The organism is uncultured Chitinophaga sp. (assembly GCF_902168175.1).
GTDB lineage: Bacteria > Bacteroidota > Bacteroidia > Chitinophagales > Chitinophagaceae > Chitinophaga.
The window spans coordinates 61,603-74,978 of sequence record NZ_CABHOU010000025.1 but is presented as its reverse complement, the minus strand read 5'-3'; the positions used below and the strand labels follow the sequence as shown (position 1 = coordinate 74,978).

The 13,376-nt window shown below is 49.4% G+C and carries 5 protein-coding genes; all 5 read right to left on the bottom strand.

The features are described 5' to 3' along the window. Window positions 1-9: 9 nt before the first annotated feature. The 5 genes from QZT80_RS03675 to QZT80_RS03655 are packed head-to-tail and all read right to left on the bottom strand — an operon-like array spanning window position 10 to window position 13,356. Window positions 10-3,384, bottom strand: coding sequence for a DUF4450 domain-containing protein (locus QZT80_RS03675; RefSeq protein WP_295117837.1), 3,375 nt, complete (start codon window positions 3,382-3,384; stop codon window positions 10-12). Next, a complete protein-coding gene (locus QZT80_RS03670) occupies window positions 3,384-5,501 on the bottom strand; it encodes a hypothetical protein (protein ID WP_295117834.1) in 2,118 nt (705 codons plus the stop codon). The genes QZT80_RS03675 and QZT80_RS03670 overlap by 1 nt, the downstream gene beginning before the upstream one ends. Before the next feature lie 24 nt (window positions 5,502-5,525). After that, window positions 5,526-8,378, bottom strand: coding sequence for a glycosyl hydrolase (locus QZT80_RS03665; RefSeq protein WP_295117831.1), 2,853 nt, complete (start codon window positions 8,376-8,378; stop codon window positions 5,526-5,528). Between the two features lie 25 nt (window positions 8,379-8,403). Next, the gene (locus QZT80_RS03660; RefSeq protein ID WP_295117828.1) at window positions 8,404-10,161 is read right to left on the bottom strand and encodes a RagB/SusD family protein; all 1,758 of its coding nucleotides are present in this window, start codon (window positions 10,159-10,161) and stop codon (window positions 8,404-8,406) included. Between the two features lie 33 nt (window positions 10,162-10,194). After that, window positions 10,195-13,356 carry a SusC/RagA family TonB-linked outer membrane protein gene (locus QZT80_RS03655; protein ID WP_295117825.1) on the bottom strand — a complete coding sequence of 1,054 codons (3,162 nt, stop codon included), beginning with the start codon at window positions 13,354-13,356 and terminating at the stop codon, window positions 10,195-10,197. Window positions 13,357-13,376: the final 20 nt, after the last annotated feature.

The window sequence follows — 13,376 nt, the reverse complement described above, 5'->3', positions numbered from 1 at the left end:
GTACGGATATTATTTTATAGCTACAGCGGTATTAGCTGCAGGTGCTTCGTTTCGTAATAAAGTAGCTGCCATTAATCCGATCACTACATCATTGGCCACCGTTTGCAGCGAAATAGATCGCAGCGTTTTGTTGGGCTGCAGCGGCATGTTCAGCACAGTAGCAGCGCCACCGTCCACCGCGCGTGTTGAGAAACCTTTAATGGCATCGTACCTGGTTTTGCCTTTTGCAAATACACCATCTTTCAGGTACAGCCTTTCAGGAGGAGCAGCACTGGTGGTAAATGCAAAACCATCCGCCATAAAGTCCTGCTCAATCGGCCACCAGTTTTCCGGGTTTCTTAGTTGCAGCGTGTCTGTACTTCCATCCGTATAATTCACCATTACCAGCCCATTGCACATACGTGCCTGCATGGCATTGGTCGATCCGGCCAGCAACAGCCACAGGTGCGATGCTTTGCCACCAACGGTAATACTCGCCTGGCGCGGATAATTATCCCACATGGAAGTGAACAGTATATTTTTTTGAAGACTATCGCCAGGCGTACTGAATGGTACACCTTTGGAAGATCGCACTTCATTATTCGCGCCCGCCGCTTTTCTTAAGCCTTCGTCGCTGATATTGGCGGTAGCATTTGGATAACACCAGTTGCCAATACCCTGTGTTGGCAGTTGCAGCGTAGGTACAGCGGGCCGGGGCGACAGATACTTTTGTTTAAATATCTGCGTCACCTTTTCATTGAAAGGGACCATTACTTTTTCGAAAACGGAGTTGTTATTTACAATCGCTTCTTTCGTAATCGTTGTATGCCCTTCAACATTAAAGCTCACCGGCGCCCACCATTTCAGTTTGCCCTGCTCTAATTGAAGAAAGAATGTTTTGTTACCGGGTGTTACATTTTCAGCGATCGTAAATTCTTTAAAGTTCTTTACCTCCCGTTTGAAACACTTTTGTGGATCGAACAGGTTGGTTACCGCTGCGGTGCCAGGTGTCAGACTGAGGTTGTTAAATACCGGGGTAGAGATATTATTCCCTTTCCATCGGATTACCACATTGTAAGTGGCCGCCGGAGCGACATTGATGATCAGCGACGGCTTACCCACTGTGTTAGGTGCTATTTGCGCGGTCACCTTTTTACCATTTACCACCACATCTTCCCAATTATCTTTTAAAGCCGGTACGACCAGTTTTAAATTCATTTTTTTAGGGAAGAAAGATTTGATCTCATAGTTGTCCGTGTTGCCAGTGCGCTTAAATGCAATGCTTACATCCGGTACCGATAAGGAAGCCTCGTTCCAGTGGGCAGGCATACCTGGTTGTATCAGTAATGTGTTGTTCAGCGCATCCGGCTGAACGCCGAAGAGTCCTTCTACAAGACTACGTGCGGCCATGCCGATCGGATCGGCAAAGTCGCGGTACAATTCGCCGCGCACGGCATCGTAAAACGAAAGCTGCTGGAAGTTACCCGGACTGGCGCCGAGGTACATGCTTTCGAGCAACGCGCTCCTGAACAGTGCGAACGCATCCTCGCTACGGTTGCCCTGCCAGTAAGCCAGCGCTGTATGCAGGTTTTCCGCCAGCGCCACGTTGTTAAGCGACCAGGTGTAAGGCTGCCAGTTGGTGGTGCTTACCAGTTGTAAACCCTGTTCCTTCCAGCCTTCGGCCTGCACCGGTATATGTGGTAGTTGTGATTGAACGTATTGCAAACTTTGCCAGGCCTCAAAGGCATCCGGCAATTTTGAATCTATCGCATGATAGATGGTCCATACACCGGGGTGTTCATGAACGAGCTGGTTGCCCAGCAGGTCTTTATATTCAGCGTACCATCCTTTGCTTTTCAGCCACAGTTGTTGCGAAACCGCTTTGGCGATATGATCGGCTTCCTTTTCGTAAGCGCTGCCATCTTCCTTTAATAACTTTGCCAGTTGTGCCGCTACTTTGTTTGCACGGTAATTATAGGCAGATGTATGTGTTACGCCACCACCGCTGTACTGCAGCGCATCACTGGCCCAAATGGCAGCGTAGGCGTCGTACAGGCCGTCGTTATCGGCGTCGAAGTTGCGTTTTTCCCAGGCCAGGTGGCGCTTAAGCAGCGGCCACATTTCACGTACGTAAGTCAGGTCGCCTGTCCAGTTAAAGTGGTTAAGCAATTGATCGATGAACACGAGGTTCATGTCATAATGGTGCGCACGTATATCGCCATTGGGATTGCGGCAAATGTAACCTTCGCTGAATAAGGCATTGCCTACTTTCTCCTGCTGGCGGGCCAGGTTTAACGCCGTATCGGCCACCACGCCCGTAACAGGCGGTGTTGTAATCTGTGATAAAGCATAACTGGAGAAATGTTTCCTCGCTCTGTCGTGCCAACCCAGCGGATCGGCCACATACGCGCCTCGCCATGCGTTGAGGCGCATACGCCAGGCTACTGCGCCGTGCAGGTACGTGGGATCTTCCCAAATGCCATCGGCCGCCACGCTTAACGCACCGCCCAATGTATTCAGGTAAGGATCGGGTGTTTTTAGTTGTACACGGTTAGCCAGTGTTTGACGCGATTTCTCCGCTTCATTAAATAATGCAGGCAGTTGTGCCGCGGTTTCTTTTGTATCGCCCACTTTCAGCAGGAAGTACTGTTTGGTATTGACTACAGGCATGCTGCCGGTTACAATGGGCGCATCCTTTTTATCACCATTGATAATTTCTTTGATGCCGGTATGCGTAGCATCGGATGTTTTTACAGCGGCGGGCATTAACCCCGTTATCTGTTTGCCGTTACCCACCGATAACACAAAGCGGTTGCCGCCCAGTTCGTACTTATTATCCTTACAATTTACTGCGTGCAGGTAAAACACCGATTCAGGATCGGCACCTATATCGCCATCGCGGGAGAACTTTTTGCCGGAAGCGCCGCCGTATGCCCACATGAGTGTAACCGGCGTGCTTACATTTTCAAACGATGTTTCGATGATGAGTCCTTCTGCTGCAGCCAGCGCCAGTACACGGATGTACATTTTGCCGTTGCCCAGCATAGGGTCGCTTATTTCGTATAACATACCGCCGGGGCGGTAAATGGATTTGATATTCGCTGCTTCGCTCAGCCACTTGTTACCGGTATTTTCCATCAACCCAAACCTGAAATTACCACCCATACCCGGCAGGTACAGTGCAAAATCGGGTAAGTCGCCTGCCTCGGCCCTAAAGCCGGTATTGGTACCGTATAAGGCCCGGTTAAACCTAAGTTTGCCGTTTGTACATACGAAGTCGTTACCCTCAGGCAGGTAGTGTACGGTACGCGGTTTATTATGCCACAGCGGTGTGGTTTGCGCCTGTACAAATGTGCTGGCGCAGGTAAGAAGCAGGGTGATTATATGGTTTCGTTTCCCTGTCATTAATACATCTTTTTTAATCCTTCCCACTTCACTTTCCAGTTGCCGTTTTTAGGGATGCCTATGTTAGTGCCCTTATCGCCGTCTACACCCGCACACATCATAGCGATGGCGCTTAACAAACCGCCGTTGCCGGGCAGGTAAATGGTAAGCCTGCCATCCTGGTAGTTATGCCCGTTTACGAGGTAAGTATTTGTGCGTATGGGCATCAGTAAAGCGTCTATTGCTTTGACAGGGTCGTGCAGGCGGGCCGCTGTCATTGCGGTAAGCGGAAAGTCCCAGCCCCAGGTGTCGTTCCATTTCCAGATCTTCCATACCAGGTTAAGTGTATTACGCATGATGGTCGTATCAAGACCATTAGCGGCAGGAATAGTGCTGTAAGCGCCCAGTACGGCTGGATGATCGGCCAGGTAACGCTCGTTGGTATAACAATCCGGCGTGCTTTCGGTAGCCAGGTATACATCATTTTGTTTAGGTAACGGAGCGAGGTTGTTCAGTACTTGATCCCATTTCTCGTTACGCGGAAGTCCGGCGCGTTTACGCCACTGTTGCGCTACATTCAGCGCCCAGTGCCAGTAAGCCAGTTCGTAAGTAGGATTGAACGTACTTACGGCATCGAAGCATTCCTGTGCCGGTATAAGTCCCCTGCCAAGGTTGTAATGCTTTTTTACAGAATCATACACAGGGTAGGAGGCCATGAAATCTGCCGTAGCAAACAACAGCTCTTTGTATTTATCCAGCACGGCATTACCGGGTTTGCTGCGGTACAGCAATTCGGCCATGTAAATGAAATGCGGTTGCTGCCATATCAGGAACGAGCCAACGGACGATGGTGATATGTTTCCTTCGTGGTCTACCATCTTCTGCCAGCGCAGTCCGTCGAAGTGTTGAGTTTGAGCCTGCTCCTTAGCCAGCGGCGCTGCTTTGAAGTACCAGTCAAGACTTTTCTCCATCAGCTCGGGCCTGCCCCATAAAGCAAAATGTACGGCATGCCACCAGTGCATTTCAAGGTGAGGTTTGCCATACCAACTGTTGAATGTAAGTCCTGTTTCCTGCGGAGGATAAGCGCCTGAACATTGTATTTTGGTAAGGTATTGAGAAAGGATAATGCGCCTTTCCAGTTCCGCCGCTCTTTTGTCCTTACTCCCCGCAAAGTCTACCGCGCCGCCACTTAACCAAAATGCTTTCCAGCTTGTTTTGCTGCTTAGTGCCGTTTGATCAAAAGCCGGGAGGGGCTGCGATGGCTGCTTTTCGGAAAAGGCTACGGTGCAGTTAAACTGCGCGCCCGTACCTGGATTGATCAACAGGCGGTTGTTCTGCATCTGCATCGCTGCGGCCTGCTGCCAGGCCATCGTTACAAAGTAGGAACTGGTATCTATCAATACTTTTAGCGCAATGCCTGCGGGCTGACTGATTAGTTCGAGGCGCTGCCCGCTGTAATTTACAAAGTTGTTACCCACGTCTTTAAACTGACCGTTAGGCGATGGTATCTGCACCTGTACTTTTATACGCTGTAAGGCTAAAAGTGGTGAGTTAATGCGGAAAGAAATCGCATCCTGCTGCTGGTGACAATAAGTAGTTACCTGCACCGGCTGATTTTCCACGGTAAAGGAACTGCGAAGCTCCCCCGTCCACATATCCAGTTCCTGTTTAATGTTTTTAATATCACCTATCGCCGCTTTGCTGCCATCTTCTTTTATCAATACTAAACCAACATTGCCCAATTGCAAACGATGAGGGTTTACACGGAAATACTCTACAGCTTTCTTATTCCGCTCCGGTTCTTTTATCTGAACAGCATAAGGGATTTTTCGACCATCGAGATCATATACACGCAGCGTTTCATCGAACCGCAGCTGTTCTGTGTTAGGATAGCTGTGCCAGCCCCATACCGATTGAGTGCCCAGAGGCACGCCACCGGCATAAGTATCGGGAAAGCTTTGCAGGCCGGTAATGTCGGCAGTAAATGCGAAGTTACCGTTGCCGAGTGAGAGCGACGATAAGGAATCGGCCTGTTGAATACGAACGGTGTGTCTGCGCACGAGCGCTTCGCGGTTAATGCGCTGGGCATTGGCCGTCATAAAGCTGAACGCACTTAAAATAAATAGAGCAACTTTCATGTAATAGTCGTGGTTTTCCGTCTGTTAAGGAACGGCTTGTAACATATCTTTTTTAATCGCTTTCTGCTGTGATACTTTCACCGGTGTTAAGGTAACTTCCGATAACAGTCCCGAAGGTTCGGGTTGCCAGTTAACGGCCGTAAACAGTCCGTCGGTGCCGCGATTCTCTGCTTTTCTTGCAGGGAAATTGATATTATAGAAGTTTTTATAGCTGATGCCTTTTTTCTCCATATCGATAATGCGGTTCGCCATACCATTGGTAACGATGATCTCCAGCTGGTTGTCGGCTTTAAAAGCGTCGGCCGGAATGGTGTACCTGAACACAGGGCCGATCAGTTTAGCGATCTTTTTCCCGTTCAGTACAATTTCCGCACTTTGCGAAACTTTGCCAAGGTCTATTACCCAGGCGTCTGCATTATTTTGATGAGCGGGTTGTTTAAAGTTTACGCTGTATTTCGCGGTGCCGGAAAATTCTTTAACACCGGGTTGTTCCAGTGCTGTCCACGCCGTTGGTTTGTTCAGCGTGGCGGTGGCGGGTAACGACGGGCCGCCTTCGAGAAATTCTAAAGTCCAGGCACCGTTAATTACCTCCGGTTTGCCGGTGGGTGTAGTATAAGGGTAAGGAGATGCGGAGAATGGTGTGTTACCAGTTTGCAGTATACAGCTTTCGCCGGCTTCCAGGTCAATAAACACCTGCTGGCGTTTATCTGCACCTGTTTGCGTGTTGGCAATGCCCGCGCGTTGTTGCATAGGATCAAATGCCAGTACGTATTTTTCCTGTACGGCCGGTGTAATGTAACCAGTAAAACGTTTGCCGGTAGGATTGCTGATGAAGTAATAATGCCCGTTGTTCACGCGCCTTCTTACAAATTCCAGTCCGTCCATTTGCTCCTGGCGTACTTTACCGGCCGCCAGTAATTCGTTAATGTCTTTGTGGATGATTATTTTTCCTTTACCGATGATGGCCTGTCCTTCACTGTTAAAACGAATGCCGGAGATCAGTTTCTTAAAGGCCGCCTGCCTTGCAGCCAGGTTACCCAAACCAGGCACGTCCTGTGGTAATTGTTTATACACGAGCAGCGTAGCACCGTTGTTTACGAGCTGCAGGAGCTTTTGCAGTGTTTCCAGCGGCAGGTACTTTACATCTGCCAATAACAATGCCTGGTAGTTGCCACCAACCGATTGCAGTTTGCCTGTAAGTTTAAGCACCTGTTTGTCGGATATCATATCGAAAGCATAACCGTTCTTCAGCAGTTCTTCTCCTGCAAATTCAAAACTGGTTTTGCCAAAGCCTTCCATGCCATCGAAGTGATGTAACAGGTCGCGGCCGGTTTGAGAGTTGCGGTCGTGGAAGGGGAAGTAAAGCAATACATCGTTATCGCTTTTGCCTTGCTGTAAGAAACTCTGGCAGCGGGCTACGTAGTTGTTTAAAGCGTCAAAATCCCTCCAGAAGGGATTGGCGGGTGTGAAGTGAACAGCGGCATAAAACAACTGGCCGGGCCAGGCTGCACCGGGTGGTGAGTAGTTAGTGCCATGGTAAAAGATGTGGTTTACACCGCCGATAAAGTATTTGTCCACCGACTGTTTCACATCACCTAAAGTAGATTTAAAATGTTCGTCGAGCCAGGTGGCTGCTTCTGCAGAGGCAAATGGTTTGCCTGCAATGCTGGTAGCCGAGGTCGCGAATTTGAAACGCAGGATATCGGTACCCTCTGTTTCAGGGATATCGATGGCCTCGTACAAATCAAGTATGTTTGAAGGGGAGCCATGGCTCTGGTTGCGAATCAGTTTGTTTTTTGCTTTCGCCCATGTATGCCAGGGCTGTGTGAACTTTTCCAGCAGCAGGTCGGACACCGTCATGCGGTAATCGTAGAGTACACGCAGGTGATGTTCATTTTCGCTTTTTTCGAACAGCGCAGGTAATTCATTCTTCAGATCATACCCGCGACGCTTTTTGAACTCCGCAAAAAATTCAGGTGTCCAGTTCGATTGTCCTCTTGCATCATCTACCTCGTAAGAGTCGTTGAAGAAACTGCGCAGGCTGGATAAATCGCGGCCTTTAAAAGCGGTATCGAAATGACCAAGGTAGTGTTGAATAGCTGGCAGGGAGAAGTGATCAATTGCCATGCCTTCGCCGCCGGGTGCGGCGCGTTCTACCATCTTACCATGCCATCCCTGGAACAGGGCGTAGAGGGTAACATGGGTAGCTGGTTTCCAGTTCAATTTTCCATCTTTGCCCACTTTCGCGGTAACGTCGGTTACGTTGCCTTTTGCATCGTACGCCAGCAGGGCTATCAGTGGCAGTGGCTTTTTAAAACGTACCTGGTCTATTGCCAGTTGTTGCAGGTTTTTGGTGGCCGATATAGGCTCCAGTACTTCCGGTGTTTTATCGAAGGGTGTACTGTTAGCGCTGCGGAACAACGGTTCCTGTATAAACTCCACCGGCTCGCTGAGGAGCGCGCCGGATTGGAGTTGATAAGTTTTATAAGTGACATATTTACTGGCATCGTCGTCTGTTACCCAGGGCCCTCCGAAGGGCCAGCCGGTACCGGTGGCCATATCTATCCCTAATCCCAGCCTTTTGCCTTCTTTTAAGGTGTATTGCAGCCGGTCCATCCATTTGTTTGATAGAAAGGGGATGAATTCTTTCTCCTGTCCTTTAACGCCGTAAATCGGTGTTATTTCCAATCCACCCAGTCCTGCTTTTTTATACAGTTCCATAGTGGCGGTGAGGCCGGATTCAGTTACAGCACTCCCTTCCCACCACCAGCGGGTCCAGGGTTTGGCACTTTGGGTTACCGTTGGCCACTTTACCTGCGCCGAAGCGGCGTTGGCAGTTAGCAGGGCACATATGCACAGATGGTTCCATTTCAACATGTCTATAAGTTACTATTTTAATCGTCTAAAAGTTAAAAGGCAGGTACCAGTTTGCCTTGTTCATCAGTTTGGCTCTTACGGCAGAAGCTTCGGCAACACCGTCTTTCTGTAATTTGGCATATACTTTATCAGCAAGGAAAGCCGGGTCGTTACGACGCAAAGCGATGCGCAGCAGGTCGGGCCAGCGGGTGCCTTCAAATCCGTTTTCGAGAGCTGTTTCATTAATCAATCCGCTTTCGATGTTCAGTAAGCTGTCGGTAGCAGGTACGGCCTGGTCAATAAGGTTAGCCCTGGCCCTGATGCCGATGTTCCTGTACCAGTCGGCCCTGTAGTAAGGTACGCCGGTGCTGCCGCTGTTACGGCCGTCGAAGTTAAACGGATAGGGTTCTGACAGTGTGTTCTGGAAATTGGTCACATTGGAGCCGCTGGCAGGATAAGCGCCGGCGAAACCGGAGTTGTAGAAACCCCATGCAAGGCGGTGTTTACCTGCACGGTTAGCGGCTTCGGCAAAACGCATGTGCAGGTGCGTTTGGCGGAACAGGAACCATTTACCATCTTTCTGCAAAATATTGGTAGGCGCATTGGTCAGATAGTTCAGGTAGTTATACAGGTATTTCATTACCACTGGCTGTCCGCCGATTTCACGCCAGGTAAGCTGACCGCGTGCATCGTAAGGCAGGCCCGATACAGTGCCTGCTACGGTTACAGGGCGCTGTTTTTCACTGTTCCACCTGTCAATGGCATCCTGCGAAGGTTTTACCAGGTACTGACCGCCAACGGGCGAAAACAGTTTGATAAAAGGATTACCCGGCTTAAACTTATTATCGAACGGTATAGCCCAAACCCACTCTCTGCGGAAGCCTTCGGTGGTCATGGCCTGCTCGAACATAAAACGCCATTGCGAATTCAGTGTAAGCGTGCTGGCATCACCTGCACGGCCATAGTTAATGTAGTGATCTATATCGCCGTTGCTGTCCCAGCCTACTTTATACATGCTGTAGTACGATCCGTTCTGGGTACCGGTAGTACCTGTTTCCATTACTTCTCTGTACCAGCTGGCAGCGCTGTTATAATTGCCTTTCCACAGGTGCAGGTCGCCCAATAACACACGTTTGTTGATGAACCATTTGGCGGTAGGGTAACCGTCTACGGTGATGTTCAGGTTAGTACCGGCAGGGTATTCTCCTTTAAAGGGTAAGGCTTCTTCGAATTTAATGAGGGTATCCAGCAGGGCGTCAAAGCTCAATCTTGGAAAGTTCTTCTGGTCTTTGATCGCGTCTACGGTTTCCAGCGCACTGGTTACGTATGGCACTTCGCCAAAGTGGATGCCGAGCTGCAGGTACAGGAACGAACGCAGGCTGCCCACATCAGAGTAACGATGCGCATATTCTGTTTCATTCAGTTTATTGTCCTTCCGCATGATGTCGAAATTCTTCAGTACATCATTACAGTTGATGATAAGTTCGTAGAAGGGGCGGGGACTGGCATACGGATTACTGGCCGTGGCGCTGTGCGTGCTTATCTGGCGCAGGTTCTCGTCTGCATTACTGGTGTATTCCAGCATGTCGGCCCGCAGTTCGTTCAAAATGATATATTGTTCAGAGAGCAACATGAATTTGCCGTACAGGCCAATTAATGCTGCATCTGCATCATAAACGTCGCGGTACATCTGGCTTACGTCCAGCTCTGTTTTTGGTTTTACGTCGAATATTTTTTTGCACGATACCGATCCTGCGGACACAGCGGCCGCCAGCAGGAAAATTTTTATTGATATCTTCTTCATAATCGTAGCAATTCGTTTTTTAGGTTGATAATTTTACAATCCGATCCTTACACCCAATGTCACGTTCCTGAACTGCGGATCGAGGCCAGTGTCTATACCCTGGGAAAATATGCTTGGGTTTGCGCTGAACTCAGGATCGTACCCTTTATAATTGGTGAGGGTGAAAAGGTTGTTACCGGTGGCATACACGGTAGCGCTTTTCAGGATGCTTTTCTGAATGGGAATGTAGTACTGCAGGGAAAGGCTGCGAAGGCGGAAGTAAGATCCGTCTTCTATCCACCTGTCGGAAAAGCGGCTGTTGCCCAGCGGATCGCCGTAGGTAGCTTTAGGAGAAGCGCCTGTTTGCCCTTCATAACGCCACCTGTTGTTTACACTCACCAATTGGTTTTCTACGCCCGAAGCGCTTTCGAGGCGGTAACGGGTGTAGTTGTATACAGAGTTACCTTTGCTGAAGGTGAACAGGGCGTTAAATTCAAAGTTTTTCCAGATCACTCGGTTGCTGATACCACCGATATAATCGGGAGTAGGATTACCGATGTTCTGACGGTCGGCATCATCAATGATCTTATCGTTGTTAAGGTCCACGAAGGCTACATCGCCTGCACCGAATGAGCTGTAACTGCCGTCGAAGTTTTTCTTCCTTAAACCTGCAGTCTGCGCTTGTTCAGTGGTAGCATACACGCCATCTGTTTTATACCCCCAGAACTGGGAGGCCGGATAACCGTTACCGCTGTACAGCGTGGCACCTGCATATTCATTGGTAATGCTGCCGCCTGGTACAGAGATGATCTGGTTTTTGTAAGTACTCATGTTCACACCCAGGTCCCATTTCACTTTCGGACTGTTGACGATCCTCGCATTTACGGCGGCTTCGTAACCGGTTGTTTTCATGCTGCCGTTATTAGTGAGGATAGTGGAGAAGCCTGTTGCTGCGCCAATTTCCTCGTATACCAGCATATTGCTCGTTTTGTTATTGAACACGTCGAAGCTCAAACTCAGGCGCTCGTTCAGGATGGCGAAGTCGAGGCCTGCATTGAATTTCTTCACGGTTTCCCATTGAAGTGAGGTGTTGGCCACACCGTTCCTTACCAGGCCTTGCATACCCAGCAGGTTCTGTGCGCCATAAGTTTGGCGGGCGGTATAGTTACCAATATCGTCGTTGCCTGTTATGCTGTAAGTAGCGCGTAATTTCAACAGGTCGATCCAGGAGGTGGTCATGAAGTTTTCGGAAGAAATGAGCCAGGCTGCGCCGATAGAAGGCATTACCGGCCAGTGTGTGCCGCTCATGCTAATACCTTTGTCAACGTCTTTGCCGAAGCGCGAAGAGCCGTCGGCAGCTACATTAAAGGAAAGGAAGTACTTGTTGAGGAAGCTGTAGTCGGCATTCAGGTAAATGCTCATCCAGTTCCATTCACCAATACCACCGCCAACTTGCCGTAAGCCGGCCAGACCGTTCTGCACGCTTACGAGTTCGTCGGTAGCAGAGTTAAACCCATACGCAAAATCCTGCTCAGCACTATTTTTCTGGTAACGCAAACCTACATTGGCGCTAATGTTATGAGCGTTGTTGATGTTTTTGTTATAACTAATGCGGCTGTCGCTGTAAAGGGAGAAGATGCGTTTAACCTGCGAGCCCAGCCTGTTTTTGGCGATGGCATTGGCCAGTGTGTCTTTCGCAACGCCTACGCTTGGCACGAATATATTTTCGCGCACTTTGTCGTACATCACGCTAAATAATGTGCTGGCGCTCCAGTTGTCACTAATGTCGTATTTAAAGCCAAAAGAACCGAGGAAACGGTAATATTTGTTGTAAGCCTGCATTTTACCGATCAGTACAGATGGGTTACCAATGCCGAGTGTATCTACCGGCGCAAGGTTCGGGCTCTGTACACCCTCGTCGTTCAACACATGGGTGTGGAGGAAGGGGGATTTGATAAGCGACAGGAAGATGGGCGCGGTATGTTCTGCCTGTCCCTGGTCTTTCAGGTTTTGCTCGTTGTAGGCAAAGCTAAGGTTAGCGTAACCGGTAAACTTTTGCGTAAAGTTAAATTCTGCGTTAAAACGGGTGTTGTAGCGCGAAAAATCGGTGTTTTTTACGATGCCGTTGTTTTTGGTGGCGCCTACGCTCAAACCGTAAGTAGCAATGTTGTCGCCACCGGTTACTTTCAGGTAGAAGTTATTGGTCATGCTGCTTTTCAGCACTTCATCCTGCCAGTCTGTATCGTAATGGTAGGCGGCATATCCCGGCGCTTTCGGATCGTCGTTCATGAATGGTTGGGCGGCGATTTGGGCGGCGGTAAGACCTTTACTCTGCAGTATGTCGCTGAGGTAAGTGCGGTAGTCGCCCGCTTTCATCACCGGTAACTTGTCGGGTGCGCTGTTAAAGCCCGAATAGGCGCCGAAACTAATGCGGGTAGCCTGCTCTTTTGCTCTTGATGTAGTAATGAGAATAACACCGTTGGCGCCTTTGGTACCGTAAATAGACGAAGCATCACGTAGTACGGTAATGTTATCGATGTCTTTAGGATCAATGAGTGCCAGCGGATTGGTGTAGTTGTTGGCGATGATGCTCTGCCCGTAATCGTTATTATCATAGAGCATATTGTCTATTACGATCAGCGGTTTGTTGGTCGCATACAGCGAATTAAAACCCCGGAGGAACAAGTTGGCGCCTGCGCCCTGCACACCAGAGCGGCGAATGCTGTTAAGACCCGCTACGCGGCCCTGCAACAACCCATCAGCTGTTTCGGAGTTAGCCGTCCAGCCATCTACATTATATTGGGTTACCGAAGCGGTAACACTTGTTTTAGGTTGCGTGCCCATAGGCAGTGTCACCGTTTCATTGAACGACTGGTGACTGGCGTCCTGCAGGCTAACGGAAAGGCTTTTTCGGCCTTTTAGTGGTACCTGGCGGGTATCGTAACCTTCGCCACTGATCACTACCTGCGCGTTGTAGGAGGGTACTTTTAAAGAGAACTTACCATTTGCATCCGTAATGGCAGCAGAAAACTTTTCCACTTCCACACGGATACCTGCGGCGGGTTTACCGGTGGCTGCATCTTTAATAATACCTGTTACCAGTATAACACCGCGGCCGGCTTCTGCTGCAGCCTTCACATTGTCGTCCTGGCCGGTTTGTGCGAATGCCGTACCCGTCATCAGCACAAAAGCTGCAGCTGTAATGATCGTTTTCATCCCTAATTTTTTATTGGTAT